21 protein-coding genes and 1 riboswitch are annotated in these 18,654 nt (G+C 43.5%); all 21 genes read left to right on the top strand.

All coding sequences use genetic code 11. The features are described from left to right. Positions 1-78: 78 nt before the first annotated feature. The 21 genes from V6C17_RS07225 (at position 79) to V6C17_RS07125 (ending at position 18,632) form a co-directional block, all read left to right on the top strand. Positions 79-468, top strand: a complete 390-nt coding sequence (locus V6C17_RS07225; protein ID WP_333521877.1) for a hypothetical protein — start codon at positions 79-81, stop codon at positions 466-468. 268 nt (positions 469-736) lie between these two features. Then, positions 737-1,489 carry an adenosylcobinamide-GDP ribazoletransferase gene (cobS, locus tag V6C17_RS07220; RefSeq protein ID WP_333521876.1) on the top strand — a complete coding sequence of 251 codons (753 nt, stop codon included), beginning with the start codon at positions 737-739 and terminating at the stop codon, positions 1,487-1,489. Positions 1,490-1,614: 125 nt separating this feature from the next. Next, positions 1,615-1,810, top strand: a riboswitch (cobalamin riboswitch). 265 nt (positions 1,811-2,075) lie between these two features. After that, on the top strand, positions 2,076-3,107 hold the full coding sequence (locus tag V6C17_RS07215) for a nicotinate-nucleotide--dimethylbenzimidazole phosphoribosyltransferase (protein ID WP_333521875.1): 1,032 nt from the start codon (positions 2,076-2,078) through the stop codon (positions 3,105-3,107). Positions 3,108-3,267: 160 nt separating this feature from the next. Continuing rightward, entirely contained in the window at positions 3,268-4,488 is a 1,221-nt protein-coding gene (locus tag V6C17_RS07210; RefSeq protein ID WP_333521874.1) for a sensor histidine kinase, read from the top strand. Between the two features lie 26 nt (positions 4,489-4,514). After that, positions 4,515-6,137 (top strand): response regulator, encoded by a 1,623-nt coding sequence (locus V6C17_RS07205; RefSeq protein ID WP_333521873.1) that lies wholly within the window; start codon positions 4,515-4,517, stop codon positions 6,135-6,137. 255 nt (positions 6,138-6,392) lie between these two features. Beyond that, complete coding sequence (locus tag V6C17_RS07200; RefSeq protein ID WP_333521872.1) at positions 6,393-6,734, top strand: BMC domain-containing protein; 342 nt, start codon at positions 6,393-6,395, stop codon at positions 6,732-6,734. Between the two features lies 1 nt (position 6,735). Then, the gene (locus tag V6C17_RS07195; protein ID WP_333521871.1) at positions 6,736-7,182 is read left to right on the top strand and encodes a EutP/PduV family microcompartment system protein; all 447 of its coding nucleotides are present in this window, start codon (positions 6,736-6,738) and stop codon (positions 7,180-7,182) included. Further along, positions 7,175-7,450, top strand: a complete 276-nt coding sequence (pduA, locus tag V6C17_RS07190) for a propanediol utilization microcompartment protein PduA (protein ID WP_333521870.1) — start codon at positions 7,175-7,177, stop codon at positions 7,448-7,450. Before V6C17_RS07195 ends, pduA begins: the two co-directional genes overlap by 8 nt. A 25-nt stretch (positions 7,451-7,475) precedes the next feature. Beyond that, positions 7,476-8,261: a propanediol utilization microcompartment protein PduB gene (gene pduB, locus V6C17_RS07185; RefSeq protein WP_333521869.1), complete on the top strand. Its 786-nt coding sequence runs from the start codon at positions 7,476-7,478 to the stop codon at positions 8,259-8,261. A gap of 21 nt (positions 8,262-8,282) precedes the next feature. After that, positions 8,283-9,953, top strand: a complete 1,671-nt coding sequence (locus V6C17_RS07180; protein ID WP_333521868.1) for a propanediol/glycerol family dehydratase large subunit — start codon at positions 8,283-8,285, stop codon at positions 9,951-9,953. 22 nt (positions 9,954-9,975) lie between these two features. After that, on the top strand, positions 9,976-10,617 hold the full coding sequence (locus V6C17_RS07175) for a propanediol/glycerol family dehydratase medium subunit (protein WP_333521975.1): 642 nt from the start codon (positions 9,976-9,978) through the stop codon (positions 10,615-10,617). A 17-nt stretch (positions 10,618-10,634) separates the two neighbouring features. Then, positions 10,635-11,153: a diol dehydratase small subunit gene (locus tag V6C17_RS07170; RefSeq protein WP_333521867.1), complete on the top strand. Its 519-nt coding sequence runs from the start codon at positions 10,635-10,637 to the stop codon at positions 11,151-11,153. A gap of 12 nt (positions 11,154-11,165) precedes the next feature. After that, positions 11,166-12,989 (top strand): diol dehydratase reactivase subunit alpha, encoded by a 1,824-nt coding sequence (locus V6C17_RS07165; RefSeq protein ID WP_333521866.1) that lies wholly within the window; start codon positions 11,166-11,168, stop codon positions 12,987-12,989. Between the two features lie 4 nt (positions 12,990-12,993). Next, entirely contained in the window at positions 12,994-13,446 is a 453-nt protein-coding gene (locus V6C17_RS07160; protein WP_333521865.1) for a glycerol dehydratase reactivase beta/small subunit family protein, read from the top strand. A gap of 4 nt (positions 13,447-13,450) precedes the next feature. Next, a complete protein-coding gene (locus V6C17_RS07155; protein WP_333521864.1) occupies positions 13,451-14,035 on the top strand; it encodes a BMC domain-containing protein in 585 nt (194 codons plus the stop codon). Position 14,036: 1 nt separating this feature from the next. Next, positions 14,037-14,324, top strand: a complete 288-nt coding sequence (gene eutM, locus V6C17_RS07150; RefSeq protein ID WP_333521863.1) for an ethanolamine utilization microcompartment protein EutM — start codon at positions 14,037-14,039, stop codon at positions 14,322-14,324. Between the two features lie 37 nt (positions 14,325-14,361). Continuing rightward, positions 14,362-15,021, top strand: coding sequence for a phosphate propanoyltransferase (pduL, locus tag V6C17_RS07145; RefSeq protein WP_333521862.1), 660 nt, complete (start codon positions 14,362-14,364; stop codon positions 15,019-15,021). Beyond that, complete coding sequence (locus V6C17_RS07140) at positions 15,022-15,828, top strand: flavoprotein (protein WP_333521861.1); 807 nt, start codon at positions 15,022-15,024, stop codon at positions 15,826-15,828. It abuts the gene before it with no gap. A 21-nt stretch (positions 15,829-15,849) separates the two neighbouring features. Next, the gene (locus V6C17_RS07135) at positions 15,850-16,134 is read left to right on the top strand and encodes a EutN/CcmL family microcompartment protein (RefSeq protein ID WP_333521860.1); all 285 of its coding nucleotides are present in this window, start codon (positions 15,850-15,852) and stop codon (positions 16,132-16,134) included. Positions 16,135-16,138: 4 nt separating this feature from the next. Further along, positions 16,139-17,173, top strand: coding sequence for a cob(I)yrinic acid a,c-diamide adenosyltransferase (locus V6C17_RS07130; RefSeq protein ID WP_333521859.1), 1,035 nt, complete (start codon positions 16,139-16,141; stop codon positions 17,171-17,173). A 28-nt stretch (positions 17,174-17,201) separates the two neighbouring features. Further along, positions 17,202-18,632 carry an aldehyde dehydrogenase family protein gene (locus V6C17_RS07125; protein ID WP_333521858.1) on the top strand — a complete coding sequence of 477 codons (1,431 nt, stop codon included), beginning with the start codon at positions 17,202-17,204 and terminating at the stop codon, positions 18,630-18,632. Positions 18,633-18,654: the final 22 nt, after the last annotated feature.

Here is an 18,654-nt window from a genome sequence, read left to right as displayed (position 1 = left end):
AATAATCTGATGTAACATTCTTAACAACCATTTTGGGTACTCTAAAAGATGACTTAATGTAATAAGGAGGCCTGGAAAATGACTGAAGTTGATGTATTGATAAAAGAAAAGTTTGTCTCTTTCCGCCGCAAGGTTTTAGAGCACTTAAAAGAAAAACATCCATATATTATCGGAATAGTTGAATCTGCAATGGCTGGTCGCAAAAATAAATTCGGTTTAAGAATTACTGAGAACGGAAAAACAGTAGGCGAATACACTCTCATTGCCAATGGAGTAAGCATTGAAAGTGTAGAGGTCGGTATATTAGACGCTGCAGTAAAGCATCCGATGTTAGGTGAATTTAAGCCATACGCTATAATTGAGCGGTCAGATATTGAGCAGGCAATTGAAAACGAAGAGTTTTTTACAGATACTTTTGCAGCAGCCAAAAAGTTTTTGCCTAATGCTACCATAAAATTTTTGGAATAGAAGATTAAAAACCTTTGCGGAAGAGATTTCGCAAGGGTTTTTAATCTTCTTAAGGAAGCTGAGAAGGGGAGACGGTACCTTATTAACGCTGCTGGCGCTGACTTGCGCTTATAATAAGGTGCACTTTATTCAAGAACACTTACGTCACATTCAATCTATGTACTTTCTTAGCTAATTGCAGGACTATATTGCCGATCGATTATTACGCTGAAGGATAGCTAATTAATTTAGTGAAAGTATAAGTAAAATGATCGAGGCGGTGTAATGGTTGGTTAAAAAGCTATGCGGCGATTTTATTACCGGCTTTCAGTTTTTGACGCGAATTTATGTTAGTAAACACGCCGATTGGTCGCCTGAGGCATTTGGACGAAGTGTTAAGTTCTTTCCTTTGGTAGGCGGCATAATAGGCATTCTTTTGGCTGGTTTGGCTTATGGAGTACAGCAATATAAGTTTGAAGTATTTCCAATGCACTTACTAGCGGCAAGTTTGATTATAATCGAAATTGTAATCACAGGCGGCCTGCATTGCGATGGCTTTATGGATACTATAGACGGGGTTTTTTCGGGTCGTTCGCGAGAACGAATGTTGGAGATAATGAAAGATAGCCGCATTGGAGCTTTTGGAGCGATTGGGTTTAGCCTGCTGATATTACTTAAGTATTCGCTTATTTTAGACATCCCAATAGGAAAGCTGCCTGCCGCCTTATTTGTAATGCCGGTTATAGGTCGGATGGCTAGTGTTGTGGCAATAACTAAATTCCCATATGCTCGGGCCAATGGTCTTGGGAAGACTTTTTTCCAATACTCAGATAAAACTACTATTTATATAGCTGGCATATTTACGTTAGCACTATTAATTCCGCTAGGCAATACTGCACTAATTGCTGGGATAGTAGCAATTAGCTGGGCTGCTTTAGTTGCCCGCTATATCTCCAATAAATTAGGCGGCATGACTGGAGATGTATATGGCGCCATTATAGAAGTTACCGAGGTTGCTGTGTTGATGGCCTTCGTATTTTAATTAAAAAGTTAGTATGTCGATCTAGAAATAGCATTTTTTTTACTTTACGCTTCAACATCTTGCTAACCCGCATTTACTGATAGGAAATCACATAATATGGTAGAAATAGAAAAATAAACAACTTAATATACTGCCACCAAACAGGTGCCTCTTTTAAACCAAGAGGAGAATAGGGAAGTACGGAAGGGCTATAGCCCTTAAACGACGCGGTCGCGCCACTGTAATCGGGGAAGTCTTCTGCATATGCCACCGGGCTGCCGGGAAGGCGCAGGAGACTCAAGATCCGTAAGCCAGGAGACCTGCCTGTTTTGGCTGACATTTTACCTCCGCGCAAGGGGTAATGCCAGAAGGATAGGGTTTTTAAATTTTAAATACCTAGCCTTTTTGGGCTAGGTATTTATTTTTGTGGGGATGATTTTTTGAACCGCAGAGTACGCGGAGTACGCAGAGGGTTATCGGAGGAATTGGTCGAGATATTATCGCGCATGAATTTTATAACCTACACTTGCGTCCACTCTGCGACCTCTGCGTACTCTGTGGTTAACACATAAGAATATTAAAAACTAAAATAGAGGGGGATATTTTTATGGATTACGAAGCAGCAGTGAACGACTTAATTGATGGTGCGGCTAAACCGCCGAACAGTCTTGGACTCTTAGAAAAGTATTTTCGGAAGATACTTTTGGCTTGGGAAACTAAGCATTCAGAAGTACGCCCGCATCACGTGATTTTTGCGGCTGATAATGGGGTTGTTGATGAGGGGGTAGTTGCTTACCCGCCGGTGATAACCTACTTGCAAGCACAGAATATGGTTGATGGGCGAGCGACGATAAGCTGCTTCTGTCGCAGTAATGGTATTCCATATACTGTTGTTGACGTTGGCATTAATAACAGCGTTGCTGTAGGTATCGATAAGAAAGTTGCTTTAGGAAGTAAGAACTTTATGAAGCAAGAAGCTATGAGTAACGAGGAATTTTACTTAGCGTGGAAGGCTGGGCAAGATATAGTAGAAGAATTGGTTAGCAAGCAGGGCTGCAATTTACTGTCGTTCGGTGAAATGGGAATCGGGAATACCACAACCTCGTCTGCGGTACTTCATGCTTTGACAGGGATGTTTCCAGAATTTTTAGTTGGTTATGGGGCTAGCCCGGCAAACAATGATTTGCTCAAGCGAAAACGTTTAGTTGTAAGTAAAGGTGTTGAACGTCACAAAGCTGCGATGCAAGGAGTCGAGGATATTTTAAGGTGTGTAGGCGGTTTTGACATTGTAGCGATTTGTGCAGGTATGCTTGAATGTGCGCAGCGTAAAACTCCGTTCGTCATCGACGGCTTTATAACTGCAGTGGCTTATGCTTGTGCTGCGAAGCTTAACAGTGATATTGAAAAGTACGCTATACCGTCGCATATGTCTAAAGAGCCTGGTATGGCGTATGCACTGCTGCTAGGAAATATCCTAGCCGATGATGTAATTATTCGCGGTAATATGGCGTTAGGCGAAGGTACAGGGGCTGTATTAATGGTATCTATTCTTAAAACCACTGCATATACGCTTCTTAACATGGCTAGGTTGTCAGATTTCGACCTGAATGTTGCAGGTGAGCCGCAGGTAGCCATATAGCTAGCATTGATGGTAGTGTTTCGAGAGTTTCGTAAAAGTTAATTGCTCTGAAATAACAATATCTTGTCATTTGCAGGAAAAATTTTATATTTAATCCAAATAATACCCTATGAGAAAATTCCTACAATTCGGTGAACTTTAATTCATAGGGGGAACCTTTGTGCAAGGTTATAATCGCTTTACTCTTGGTGAAATTGTAAATACTCAGGTATTGCAGGAGATACAAGATAAGTTCTCAGAAGCAACAGGGTTAGCTGCTGTTATAGTTGATGTTGAAGGGATGCCTGTTACTAAACCTAGTAATTTTACGGAATTTTGTCAATATATTAGGTCCGATTTTGAAGGTCTTGCTCGCTGTATGGCTTGTGATGACCGAGGGGGCAGAAAGGCTTTACAAAGCCGGCGGCCCTATGTATATCATTGCCATGCTGGTTTAACTGATTTAGCAGCACCAATTATTGTTCAGAATCAATATGTTGGGGCCTTATTAGCCGGTCAAGTTGTTTCACCTCAGGAAGACTATGATACCAAAGGTGAGATGTATAAGCTGACAGCTTCTCTTAAGCGGGATAATGATAAGCTTAGTGAACTATTTGATAAAGTCGATATAATCCAGGGGGCCAGGCTTAAAGCTGCTGCAGATTTAATTTATATAATGTCTAACTACATTGTCGAAATTGGGGTTGCTAACATTGTCCAGAAGCAGCTTATGGATGAAATTAGGGCTAAAGCCGAGTTAGAAAACCTGCTCAGGGCAACAGAATTAAAGGCTTTGCAGTCCCAGGTTAATCCGCACTTTCTCTTTAATACCTTAAATACAATTGCCAGACTTGCTTTATTGGAAGGTGCGAGCCGAACACAAGAGATCGTTTATGCGCTGTCCGATTTACTTCGTAATAATCTTCGTGATATTGAAGAGCTGCGAACCCTTGAGGAAGAAGTTAAATCGATAAGTGACTATCTGACAATCCAAAGGGCACGCTTTGGTGATAGAATAAATGCCAAAGTTAATGTAGACTCTCAAGTTTTGGATGTACACATACCGGCACTGACATTGCAGCCGATAGTTGAAAATGCAATAATCCATGGACTTGAGCCCAAAAAGGATGGGGGAGAAATCCACATAAGTGCAAGCAACGATGAAGGTTACTTAATGCTGGTTGTCAGCGATACTGGAATAGGGCTGTCACAAGAGCGAATAAATTCAATTTTCCGTTCGGAAAAAAGGAAACATACAAAGGGGCAGACAACAGGCCTAGGAATTATTAACGTACACAAGCGAATTCAGCATCATTTTGGCAGCGAATATGGTCTAAGGATGGAAAGTGAAATGGGTAAAGGAACCAGTATCTATATTAGGCTTCCGCTTTGCCAGTCTTAGTATAATGCCAAAGGAGAAGTTAATATATGATTACATTGTTAATAGCAGATGATGAACAACTCGAACGGCAAGCTTTGCGTTATATCATAACAAGGCATTGTCCCTGCATTGACATAATCGGTGAAGCTGGTGATGGAGCAACCGCCATTCGCGAAGCATCACAGCAAAAACCAGATATTGTGCTTTTAGATATAAGAATGCCGGAAATGAATGGTTTAGAGGCGGCAAAAGCTATTAGAGCAATTTTGCCGGATGCAAAAATCATAATGCTAACGGCTTTTGATGAGTTTGAATATGCTAAGCAGGCACTAAAGCTAGGTGCTGTTGAGTATCTTCTTAAACCGTTGCGTCCAGAAGATTTAATCAAAGCTCTTCAGGCTGTTGCTGAGGATGTAAAGCAAGCAAAAGAACGCATTAAAGAAGACAAGCAAATGCGCAAAAGTTTGCAGGAAGCAGCGCCGTATATAAAAATGTCTTTTATACAGGACCTGATATCAGGCGGTATAACCGAGCTGGAACACTTTTACGAGCGTGCTGCTTTCCTAGGGTTAGAAGTAAAATCGGGAATTGTTATGGTGCTGGATGTTGATAATTTTAAGCAGTTGACTCAAAGTGAACCAGAATTTAAAAAACAATTGGTAAAACAACAGCTTTATGAGATTGCTTCCGAGATAGCCGGTCCGAGTACTCTGGTGACTCCGTTTAGCAGTGATAATATAATAATAATAATCGGCAGTGATATAAAAGAGGCGAGCCTGGTTAAAACAGATGCGCTGAATATTGCAAACAGCATTCGGAAAACTGTTTCTAGTACGATGGGCATAAGCGTTACCATTGGCATAGGCCGATATTACAGCGATCCAAGAGATTTCCATAAATCATATTTAGAAGCATTAAGTGCACAGCGCCAACGCTTCTATTTAGGAGATAACCAGATTATTCATATCGAAGATATCCCTCATCTTAGTGGGCAGCCATTTCGCTATCCATTTCAGAATGAACGCACTGTGGTTGACCGAGTTCGCTGCGGTGATCGGAGGCAGGCGAAAGAATCGCTTGCTAAGCTCCTAGATGAGATATTCTCAAAATGCAGCAGTATAGATACAATAAAAGCTTCAGTGCTGGAGCTTCTTATAGTATTATCTAGATCTGCCATCGAGGGCGGCGCCAATTTAGAGCAGCTGACATTGCTTAATTTTGACCATATAAGTCGTTTAATCCAGTGCGGCACAAAAGACCAGGTTTATCGATGGATGTTTGACTCTTTGGATAGTTTTCTTGATAATATGCTAGAAAACCGTGGAGGCATGAATACAAGGGTAGTAAATAAGGCTAGCGAATATATAGTGAAAAATTGCCATAAAAACATATCTTTAGAAGAAGTAGCACAATCTGTGCATTTAAGCCCATTTTATTTCAGTCGGCTATTCAAACAGGAGAAAGGCTGCAATTTTGTTGAATTTCTAACTAAAGCCAGAGTGGATAAAGCAAAGTCAATGCTGCAATGCCATGAACATACAATTGTACGTGTTGCCGCCGAGTCGGGTTATCATGATGCAAGTTATTTCTGTCGTGTATTCCGGCAGGAGGTTGGCATGACTCCTAATCAGTATCGTAATGAACTGCGTAAAATTAGTCATAAAGAATAATAGTCCGCGACCTGGTGCGTACGCATAATATTAAAGGACTGTAATTATACAGTCTTTTTTTGCTTTCAATAGCACAGGTGCAATATAAATCAGCAATAAACTTCCATAGCAAAAATAGGGACTGCCCATTGGGGGCAGTCCCTATTTTTTGCAGGCAAATAAGTACAGCTAGTACGCAATATCTACTCAAGGTATAAAAGGAAAACAAGCATATTTTATTAATACAGAACATTTTGAAGATTGCGAGGTAATGGCATGACTCCAGATAAGCCAAGAGTAGTACAGGAATATGTACCTGGCAAACAAGTAACTTTGGCCCATCTGATTGCCAACCCTAAGAAAGAACTGTGTGAAAAATTAGGGCTTGCAAACAGTTCAGCTATTGGAATATTAACGATTACCCCTTGTGAAGCTGCGATAATTGCTGCCGATGTGGCAACTAAAACAGCAAATGTCCAAATCGGCTTTATGGATCGCTTTACTGGGTCACTAGTTATTACTGGTCCTGTATCAGCTATTGAAGCCGCTCTAGGACAGGTAATCAACGTATTGTCGAATGGCTTAGGCTTTACCGGCGCCAAGCTTACTAGGTCGTAATATGAAGAAGGTTATGCTAGTTGGACCAGTTGGGGCAGGCAAGACCTCTTTAATTAAGGCTCTGAATCAGGATGATTCTAAAGCAGGCAAAACAAACAGTATCTGCTTTTATGATGGGGCAATTGATACACCTGGTGAGTACTGCCAAATTCCTCGATTTTATTCAGCACTTTTAGTAACCGCGGTAGAAGCTGAGGTTGTACTTATTGTTCAGGATGCGGCCGACTGTCGGCCAACTTTGCCGCCAGGTTTTGCCGGAATGTTTTCCCGCCCATTAGTTGGGGTAGTTACTAAAATTGATTTACCACATGCCAATAGAGAGAAGGCACAAGAGTGCCTGAGAGAAGTTGGAGTGACGCGGCCGATTTTTTTTGTATCGGCAATTACTGGTGAAGGCCTTATTGAGCTATCCAATTATTTAGTTGAAGGGGGGTGCAAGTATGAGTGAAGCCTTGGGTATGGTTGAAACGAAAGGTCTGGTAGGAGCAATTGAAGCAGCTGATGCGATGGTAAAAGCAGCTAATGTTATTCTTGTCGGCTATGAAAAAATCGGTTCAGGTTTGGTAACCGTTATGGTGCGTGGCGATGTAGGGGCGATCAAAGCGGCGACAGATGCCGGAGCAGCTGCAGCACGAAATGTTGGCGAAGTAGTTTCTGTTCATGTTATTCCTCGTCCTCACATGGATGTGGAAAAAATCCTTCCTAAAATTAAATAGGTAATAATTTGGAGGTGGAGTTATTATGCAAGAACAGCTTATTGATAAGGTGATGGAAGAAATTAAAAAGCGGATGGAAAGCCAATCCGCGCCTGCAACTCAAGAGGCTCCTAAGGCTATTAATCCTGGAGTTACAGAATTCGTCGGTACAGCTATCGGAGATACTATTGGCTTAGTTATTGCTAACGTTGATCCAATTCTCCATGAAAAAATGAAACTTGATCCTAAATATCGGTCAATCGGTATTCTTGGCGCTCGAACAGGGGCTGGTCCTCACATTATGGCAGCCGACGAGGCCGTGAAAGCTACTAATACTGAAATCGTTTCAATTGAACTAGCTCGCGATACTAAAGGCGGTGCAGGTCACGGCTGCTTGATTATCTTCGGTGCTGAAGAAGTTTCTGATGCCCGACGTGCTATTGAGGTTGCTCTTAAAGAACTTGACCGTACCTTTGGCGATGTATATGCCAATGATGCTGGACACTTGGAATTACAATATACAGCTCGCGCAAGCTATGCTATCAATAAAGCCTTCGGCGCGCCTATCGGCAAAGCTTTTGGTCTTATCGTAGGCGCACCAGCAGCTATAGGTGTGCTGATGTCCGATGTCGCAGTCAAAACCGCTAATGTTGAAGTCGTAGGTTACGCCAGCCCAGCGAGTGGAACCAGTTATTCCAATGAGGTAATTATTATGGTTACTGGGGATTCCGGTGCTGTTCGCCAGTCAGTAATTGCGGCGAGAGAAATGGGCAAGAAATTGTTAGAATCTATGGCTGGTCCGGCTCCATCTGTTACTAAACCTTACATCTAAAAGGCGGGGAGGGGAGAAACAATGAAAAGACAAAAAAGATTTGAAGTGCTAGCAGCCCGCCCTGTGAACCAGGACGGATTCGTAGTCGAGTGGCCGGAGGTTGGCCTTATAGCAATGGGCAGCCCCAACGACCCGACACCAAGTATCAAAGTTCAAAACGGTAAAGTTGTTGAAATGGACGGTATTCCAAGAGACCGTTTTGACTTTATTGATCAGTTTATTGCTGATTACGCGATAGATGTGCAAGTAACTGAGAAGGCTATGGCGATGGAAGACACAGCCATTGCAAAAATGCTTGTTGATGTTAATGTTTCGCGCGACGAAATTGTCCGCTTAGTTCGTGGCCTTACTCCAGCTAAAATAGTCGCCGTGCTGGAAACGATGAATGTTGTTGAAATGATGATGGCACTTCAGAAAATGCGTGCTCGTAAGATACCTTCAAATCAATGCCATATTACAAACGTCAACGATAACCCTGTGCTTATAGCTGCTGATGGTGCGGAAGCCGCAATGCGCGGTTTTGATGAAATGGAAACAACAGTAGCTGTTGTCCGCTATGCACCGTTTAATGCGCTTGCTCTGCTAATCGGTGGCCAGACCGGCCGACGTGGAACTCTAATCCAATGCGCACTGGAAGAAGCCACAGAACTTCAGCTTGGTATGCGAGGAATCACTGCTTATGCTGAAACAATCTCAGTATATGGTACTGAAAACGTATTCGTTGATGGAGATGATACTCCTTGGTCTAAGGCGTTCTTAGCTTCAGCCTACGCGTCACGCGGCTTAAAAATGCGTTTTACTTCAGGTACTGGTTCGGAAGTGCAAATGGGCTATGCTGAGGGCAAGTCAATGTTGTACTTGGAAATCCGCTGCATAATGGTTACTAAAGGCGCTGGTGTACAAGGTCTGCAAAATGGTTCAGTAAGCTGCGTCGGTGTACCAGCAGCTGTACCATCCGGTATCCGTGCCATTTTAGCTGAAAACTTGTGCACAACTATGCTTGATATGGAAGTTGCATCAAGTAATGACCAAACCTTTACACATTCCGATATCCGCCGGACTGCTCGTACATTAATGCAAATGCTGCCTGGAACTGACTTTATTTGTTCAGGTTACAGCGGCGTTCCGAATTATGACAATATGTTTGCCGGCTCCAACTGGGATGTTGACGACTATGACGACTGGAATATTATCCAACGCGACTTAAAGGTAGATGGCGGTTTGCGCCCAGCCTCAGAAGAAGAAGTTATTGCGGTGCGCAATAAGGCTGCGAGAGCCCTTCAGGCTGTATTTAAAGAGTTAGGCTTCCCTGCTATAACTGATGCCGAAGTAGAAGCAGCTACTTATGCTCATGGCAGTAAAGATATGCCAGGCCGTAATGTTGTCGAAGATCTTAAAGCGGCTCAAGATATGATGAACCGTGGTATTACAGGTCTTGACGTTGTTAAAGCATTAGCCAAAAACGGCTTTAACGATTTAGCCGAAAATGTTTTAAATCTCTTAAAACAACGTATATCCGGCGATTATCTCCACACCTCTGCTATTCTTGATAAAGATTTTAATGTTATCAGCGCAGTAAACAGCCGCAACGATTATCGCGGACCTGGAACAGGCTATCGTTTAAGCGAAGAGCGCTGGAATGAAATTAAAACAATAAGTCAGGCAATTAAGCCATCTGACTTTGACGTTTGAGAGAGAAAGGGGTGTAAATGTGATGCAAATTAATGAACAGATGATTCGTGAGATAGTAATGCAGGTGCTGCAAAGTGTAGAACAGCCCCAGGCAGCTGCTAAAGCTGCAGTGGCAGGGCGCACTCTTAAGTTGGTTGAAAAGGGTGAAGCCCGTCCTGGAACAAAGGCGGACGAAGTATTAATTGCGCTAGCCCCGGCTTTTGGTAAGTATCAGAATAAAACAATAGTAAATCTTCCTCATAGCGATGTTTTAAGAGAAATCATTGCAGGTATTGAGGAGCAAGGTCTAAGTGCCAGGGTTATCCGGGTACTTCGTACTTCAGATGTAGCATTTGCTGCCCATGATGCGACGAAGCTAAGCGGATCGGGAATAGCTATCGGTATTCAATCACGCGGAACGGCAGTAATTCATCAGAAAGATTTACCGCCGCTCAGCAATCTGGAGTTGTTCCCTCAATCACCGCTTCTTGATCTAGAGGCATATCGTGCTATCGGCCGTAATGCAGCTAAATATGCTAAAGGCGAGTCGCCGACACCCGTTCCTACCCGTAATGATCAGATGGCTCGTCCGAAATTCCAAGCTAAGGCGGCAGTACTGCATATTAAAGAGACCGAACATGTTGTTCCCGGCGCTAAGCCTGTGGAATTAAGCGTTGAATTTTAGGGCGGAGGTGAAGACAAATGAGTCAACAACAATTAGTGGAAGATATAATCCGTGAAGTATTAAAAACAATGTATAAGTCACCCCAAGGTGCTGCCCCAGTTTCAGCTGCTCCAGCAGCAAAGGGGTTATGCCCGGATAAGGATTACCCATTAGCTGCCAAGCGTCCTGAACTTGTAAGAACCCCAACCGGTAAAAGTCTGGCAGATATCACCCTTGAGAAAGCTCTGAAAGGCGAAGTTAAACCTGAGGATGTTCGGATTAGCCCGGAAACATTAAGACTTCAGGCTGAAATTGCTGATGGTGTAGGACGTAATCAGTTTGCTAACAACCTGAGGAGGGCTGCCGAACTTACAGCAATCCCAGATGACCGTATTCTAGAAATTTATAATGCTCTTCGCCCATATCGTTCTACTAAACAGGAATTGTTTGCTATTGCAGATGAAATGGAATTCAAATATAACGCTAAAATTAATGCTGCTTTTGTCCGTGAGGCTGCTGGAGTGTATGAACGCCGCAATCGATTAAGAGCGGAGTAGGGTGGGAGTCTAATGCCAATAATCGCTGGTGTGGATATCGGTAACTCCACGACTGAAATTTGTTTGGCTAGAATTCAGGAAGGAAAGGTAGATGAATATTTAGCCAGCAGTATTATAAAAACAACCGGTATTAAGGGTACCATGGCTAACGTACCTGGAATCATAATAGCCTTGGAAGATGCGCTTAAAAAATCCGGTGTCAGCCTAAGCCAACTAGCGGAAATACGTATTAACGAAGCCACTCCTGTTATCGGCGATTTAGCTATGGAGACCATAACCGAAACCATTATTACTGAATCAACAATGATTGGGCATAATCCATCAACTCCTGGCGGAATTGGTTTAGGTGTGGGGACAACAGTCTCATATTTTGACTTGCCGAGTATAAAAGCAGGCGAAAAGATTATTTGTGTCATACCTCAGGGCATCGATTTTGAGGATGCTGCCCGCAGTCTTAATCAGGCAGTTGACCGCGGAATAATTATCCAGGGAGCAATAGTTAAACAGGATGACGCAGTGCTGATTGCCAATCGGCTCAAAGTCAAAATACCCATTGTAGATGAGGTTACTCTTATCGAGCGGGTACCGCTTGGCATGCTGGCATCGGTTGAAGTTGCTGAAGCCGGTCAAACAATCAAAACGCTTTCTAACCCTTATGGCATTGCAACAGTGTTTAACCTCACCCCTGATGAGACTAAAATGGTAGTTCCGATTGCCCGAGCACTGATTGGTAATCGGTCGGCCGTTGTTGTCAAAACCCCTCAGGGAGATGTCAAAGCACGGGCAATTCCAGCTGGCTTCATCACGCTTGTCGGACAGAAGGGCAAAGCTGATATTGATGTGGAAGCTGGTGCTGTAAATATAATGGAGGCTGTTGAGCGGGTACAGCCGATATTGGATGTTCAAGGTGAGGCTGGCACAAATGTAAGCGGCATGCTGGAGCGAGTAAGGCAAGTAATGAGCGAACTTACTGCTCAGCCTCTTTCTGATATGAAGATTCAGGATGTACTGGCGGTCGATACATTTATACCGCAAAAGGTCCAAGGTGGTTTAGCTGGCGAATTTGCACTGGAAAACGCTGTTGCCTTGGCCGCCATGGTTAAAACAAGTCGGCTGCCTATGCAGCAAATTGCAAATGATCTCACCGAACGCTTAGGGGTTAAGGTAGTTATAGCCGGCGTAGAAGCAAACATGGCGATACGCGGCGCCCTGACTACTCCTGGCACCGATAAACCGCTCGCCATTTTGGACATGGGCGGCGGTTCGACAGATGCCGCGATTATAACTAGAGATGAGCGGGTTTTCTCAATTCATTTGGGCGGCGCTGGAGATATGGTAACAATGCTTATTAATTCTGAGCTTGGCTTAGATGATTTTGATTTAGCTGAAGATATAAAAAAATATCCGTTAGCTAAAGTTGAGAGTCTATATCATGTAAGACTTGAGGATGGTACCGTTAAGTTTTATCAAAAGCATCTGCCGCCGGAAGTATTTTCGCGAGTGGTAATTTTAAAAGAAGACGGTATGCTGCCGATTCCAACAGATCATGCTCTGGATAAGATCCGCCATGTGAGGCGTGAAGCGAAAAAACGGGTCTTTGTTACAAATTCATTGCGGTCGTTGGCGCGGGTCGCGCCTACCGGAAACATACGGCATATCGAGTTTGTTGTTTTGGTAGGAGGATCAGCGCTGGATTTTGAGGTAGCTGATATGGTCACAGACGCTCTTGCCGAGTATGGAATAGTTTGTGGACGTGGAAATATCCGAGGTACTGAGGGACCACGTAATGCTGTAGCTACAGGGCTAGTACTATCATATCTCGGCAAAGAGGTGTGAATGTATGCAGACAAGTCAGGAGTTAGTAAAGCCTAGCATAATGATTTGGGCCTTTCCTCATGCCGATTGCGAATGCAAGCTGCGTGAAGTCCAAGCTGGTATCGAGGAAGAAGGCGTGCCGTTTACGTTGTTCATAAGCGACGAAACCGATGCAGTTAGACTAGCCTATCAGGGGGCCGAACAGTCTAAGTTAGGTGTAGGTATTGGTATCGGTTTGGAGGAAGTCTGCATTCACTATTACAAACTGCCTGCTGAGCGGCCGCTTTTTGTCAGTGATTGCTCAGATACTCATGAGTGGCGGCGGTTCGGCTATAATGCTGCCCGTCTGGTAAAGGGAATACCTTTTAAAGACCGTCAAGAAAGCATTATTCCCGAAGTGGATGAGGACGCTTATCAAATGATTCGAGATATTGTTTTAAGGGTAATTAAAGAACATTCTCAGGCCATGGGGAGGTGAATACATGGTCAAAAGTGCGCTGGGTTTAATCGAAGTAGTAGGTTTAGCGGCGGGAGTCGAGGCGGCAGATGCCGCGGTAAAGGCAGCTGACGTTAAGTTATTAGGCTATGAACTCACTAAAGGCGGGGGAATGGTAGTTATAAAGCTCTGCGGTAACGTAGGTGCCGTAAAAGCAGCAGTTGAAGCTGGTGCAGCAGCGGCAAAAAGGGTCAGCAAGGTTTACGCAGTTCAAGTAATACCAAGGCCTCATAGCGATCTAGGGTCGTTAGTTATAACCAAAGACACAATAGCGAAAGACGTAGTCCCTAAGCCAGCAGAATCTTGTGTGAAATCGGAAGAACCCGCTGAAATTGAAGAAGGAGAACAGCCAGAACAGGTGGAGGAGCTTGTTCTTCCAGCTGAGGAAACCAATGAGGAAGTTCCTAAACTTGATCAATTAGTAGAAAATCTCAAAACAGTGCAATTCTCGAGCAGTAAAAAGGCATCAGAGATTTGTAATTTATGCGGTGATCCTAATTGCTCAAGAAAAAAGGGCGATCCCAAAGTGACCTGCATTCACTATGAAAGAAATAATAAGGAGGATGAATAGTATGCGTGGAGAGGCATTAGGAATGGTAGAAACTAAAGGTTTGGTTGGAGCGATAGAGGCTGCTGATGCCATGGTAAAGGCGGCAAATGTTATTCTTGTTGGTTATGAAAAAATTGGTTCAGGCTTAGTAACTGTTATGGTGCGTGGTGATGTTGGTGCTGTTAAAGCTGCTACCGACAGTGGAGCAGCAGCAGCTCAGAAGGTAGGAGAATTAGTATCTGTTCATGTTATTCCGCGTCCTCACACTGATATTGAAAAAATTCTTCCTAAATTTGACGGTAATCTATAAATTTTTGCGGGAGTTTTAGGCGGAAAGAGGTGCGATTATGGAGCAAGCGGTAGTAGAAGAAATTGTAGCTAAGGTTCTAGCATCACTATCAGGTCAGGCGATTAATGATTCTTACAAAGCCGGAATTCCTGTAGGAATATCAAACCGCCATATCCATCTCTCTGCCGAACATACAGCTTTGCTGTTTGGAAGCGGTTATGAGCTTACATGTGAGAAAGACTTAAAACAGACTGGTGAATTTGCGGCCAAAGAGACAGTTACGCTGGTTGGGCCCAAAGGGATTATTCGTGGAGTAAGAGTTTTGGGACCAATTCGTAAATTTACTCAAGTTGAAGTGTCTCGTACGGATGGTTTTAGCCTAGGAATAAAACCTCCTGTACGTGATTCTGGCGATATTGCAGGTTCTGCTGGAATAATAGTAGTCGGCACGAAGGGAGCCGTTACGCTGACTGAAGGAGTGATTTGTGCAGCCCGTCACATTCACATGAGCAGTGCCGATGCTCATATGTTCAGCGTAGTTGACGGCAGCCGAGTAACGATAGAAGTCGACGGAGCGCGGGGCGGCATACTCAGTAACGTACTAGTACGAGTCAACCCAAGTTTTCAGAGAGAACTGCATATTGATACCGATGAAGCTAATGGTTTAGGTCTAGTGAACGGTCAACTCGTAACCCTGCGGCATGAGGGGGCTAAGTAGATGGATAATGAGTCGCTTATCCAATATATTACCAGTGAGGTTTTAAGGAAGCTGAAAAGTACTGATTTAGAAGAAAAGCAGGAAACATCAGTTAGGCGAAATAAGGCTCTTGTGATTTTAACTGGTGGAACAATTGGGCTGGACCAAGCAATGTGTGAATTGCAAGAAATCCAAAATCAAAATATTGACATAACAGTGGTTTTATCTAAAGCCGCAGAAGAAATTATTGGTATAAATAGGGTCCATAAAACTCTGGGTGGTGACATTAATGTTGTAACCGCCCATTCGCCCTATCCGGGAAAAGAGCTAAGAGAGGCTGATTTAGTGCTAGTTCCGGTTTTAACTCAAAATACAGTAGCTAAAATCGCTTATACAATTTTGGACACTATGCCGGCGACACTAATACTTCAGGCCCTGCAGCTGGGAAAGCCAGTCGTTGCAGCCGAAAACGCAGCTGATCCGCACGATGACTGGCGAGTAAAAGCTAAAATGGGTAATGCATCACCTACTTTAGCGCAGGCTCTTAGGGCTAACTTAAATAAGGCTCGGGCATTTGGTATTAATCTTGTTAAAGTGAATGAATTAGCTGCTCTGACTAGTAAGCTGCTCTACACTGAAGTAAAAAACGAAATGGCACCAATTCAAGCAGGCAGAAAAGCCGTACTTGATGCGGGGACTGTAAAGAGTGCTGCGTTAAATGGTTCTAAGTCGCTTATTATAGCAGATGGGACCATTGTGACACCACTTGCGGCAGATGTCGCTCGTGAATACGGTATTGAGTTAGTCACTGCTTCTAATAGTAGATAGCGCAAGAAAGGAAGGATGTTTATGTGGGTGGGAAAGGTGATCGGCACACTAGTTGCCACGCCGAAAGATGACAGTCTGACTGGCTGTAAGCTGCTTATAGTTCAGCCGTCGCTATTAGGTCAAAGTGGGAGAACATCGCCTATTGTTGCGGTAGATACCATTGGGGCTGGTACTGGTGAAACGGTACTCGTAGTTGAAGGCAGTTCGGCTAGGCACGTAACAGGCAGACCAAATGCTGCGGTAGATGCGGCTATCGTTGGGATAATTGATAGTATTGAAATAAATAAAGCTTTACTTGAGGAGTAGTACCATGAAAGTTTATACGAAAACTGGCGATGGCGGTCAGACAAGTTTGCTTTCTAAACAAAGGGTTTATAAAGACCATGACCGGGTAAACGCTTATGGTACAGTTGATGAAGCCAGTGCAGCGATGGGGCTGGCTAAATCGCTAACAGATAAAGGCTGGGCAGCTGAAATTATTCAAAGTATACAGGATGAGTTAATTTTGCTTAATGCTGATTTAGCAACTGAAAGTGCTGCTGCGAACTTCAGAATTAATAAAGATCATGTCGCTCGGCTAGAAAGTATTATTGATTCATTAGAGCTAAAGAGAATACCACAAAGAAGCTTTATAACACCGGGAGGAACTCCGGCCGGAGCAGCTTTGGACCTAGCTCGTACCATAGTTAGGCGAGCTGAGCGGCTTGTAGTTAAGCTGAGAAGGTCTGAATCGGTTTCTGAGCAGGCAGCACTTTATTTAAATCGATTATCGGATTTACTGTTCGTTTTGGCAAGGTGCATTGAGCAGGAGGAGCTAATAAAGACGGTAGCAGCAAAGATAACGAAAATCTTAGCTGAACAGTCTGCAAAAGAAAATCAGCGTACAGCTGAAATAATAAATACAGCGAAAAGGCTTGTTGAAGCTGCAACCGGTACAAATGGCGTAGAAAGCATTTTAGATAAAGCCAAAAAAATTATCGAGGCTGCAGAAAAGAAAGCCCGCGAAATAAACGTACCGATGGTTATTGCAGTTGTAGACGACGGTGGCAATTTGGTTGCCCAACATCGTATGGATGGAGCTTTGCTTGGCAGTATATCGATTGCATTAGACAAAGCCTATACGGCTGCAGCCTTGCAGCTGCCTACAGATCTAGCCGCATCGCTCTCTGTACCGGGGCAGTCTCTCTATGGTCTTAACACTGCAGGTTCAGGGCGGTTTATTGTCTTTGGCGGCGGTTTTCCGTTAATCTCTGCAGGACGCTTAATAGGCGGGGTTGGTGTGAGCGGCGGTACTGTAGAAGAAGATATGATAGTTGCTAAGGCTGGCATGGCAGTTTTGCAATAAGCAGCTGTGGATGGGAGGAAGTGCTTATATGGTTATTGATCAGACTCTAGTTGCAAAAATAACAGCCGAAATATTAGCCGTTATGGAAAGACAAGACATTACTGTTAATGATGGCATTTTTACTACTGTTGATCAAGCTGTGGCTGCAGCTAGTACAGCTCAAAAGCAGTTAGCGGCGCTCTCTATTGAAAAACGCGAGTGCTTAATACAGGCAATGCGTATAGCAGCTTGTGAGAATGCCGAGTTATTGGCTAAAATGGCTGTTGAAGAATCAGGCATGGGTAATGTAGATGACAAGATACTTAAGAATAAAGTAGCTGCTCAAAAGACTCCAGGTACCGAAGATCTCAAGACAGACGCTTGGAGTGGAGATCATGGCTTGACTTTGATTGAAATGGGTCCGTATGGAGTTATAGGGGCAATAACGCCGACTACCAATCCGTCGGAAACAGTCATTTGTAATGGAATAGGAATGATTGCTGCCGGAAATGCCGTTATGTTTAGCCCTCATCCCAAAGCTAAAGAAACTTCTATTAAGACAATAAGACTTCTTAATGAAGCTATTATTAAAGTGGGCGGTCCAGCCAATTTACTAACAACATTAGCTGATACTACAATTGATGCAGCTAATGAGATGATGAAGCATCCGGGAGTAAATATGCTTGTAGCTACAGGCGGACCGGGCGTTGTTAAGGCTGTAATGTCATCGGGCAAAAAGGCAATTGGTGCAGGAGCGGGAAATCCGCCGGCAGTTGTCGATGAGACAGCTGATATTGAAAAAGCGGCTCGTGACATTATCGCTGGATGTTCTTTTGATAATAATTTACCGTGTATTGCAGAAAAAGAAGTTATTGTCGTCGGGTCTATTGCTGATAAACTAATGGCTTATATGCAAAAATACGGTGCCTATTTAATATCCGGCAGTCAGATTGACGAGCTGCTTCAAGTTATCATGACAGAGCAGGAAGAATTAAAGGCCGCCGGCTGCACAGAAAAGCCTAAAAAAATTTACGGCATTAACAAAGACTACGTCGGAAAAGATGCAAGATATATTCTTGCTAAGATTGGCATAAATGCTTCCGCTGAAACCAAAGTGATAATTTGTGAGACAAGTGAAGATCATCCTTTTGTTGTGGAAGAACTCATGATGCCAGTACTGCCGATTGTTCAGGTCAAAGATATCGACACCGCAATAAAACTGGCCGTAAAAGTAGAACATGGTAATCGTCATACTGCTATAATGCATTCCAAAAATGTTGATAATTTAACACGCCTTGCAAAGGCAATTGAAACCACTATTTTTGTAAAGAATGCCCCATCATTTGCTGGTATTGGAGTTGGCGGGGAAGGTTTTACCACCTTCACGATTGCAGGTCCGACAGGAGAAGGTTTAACTTCACCGCGGAGCTTTACTCGTCAGCGCCGCTGCGTACTCGTTGATGCATTTTCCATTGTGTAATTGCCAAGTGAAAAGGGGAAGC

It is taken from the genome of Dendrosporobacter sp. 1207_IL3150, assembly GCF_036763085.1.
GTDB lineage: Bacteria > Bacillota > Negativicutes > DSM-1736 > Dendrosporobacteraceae > JBAIYU01.
Note: the sequence above shows the minus strand (reverse complement) of the source record. Positions and strands in the feature narration are given on the sequence as shown.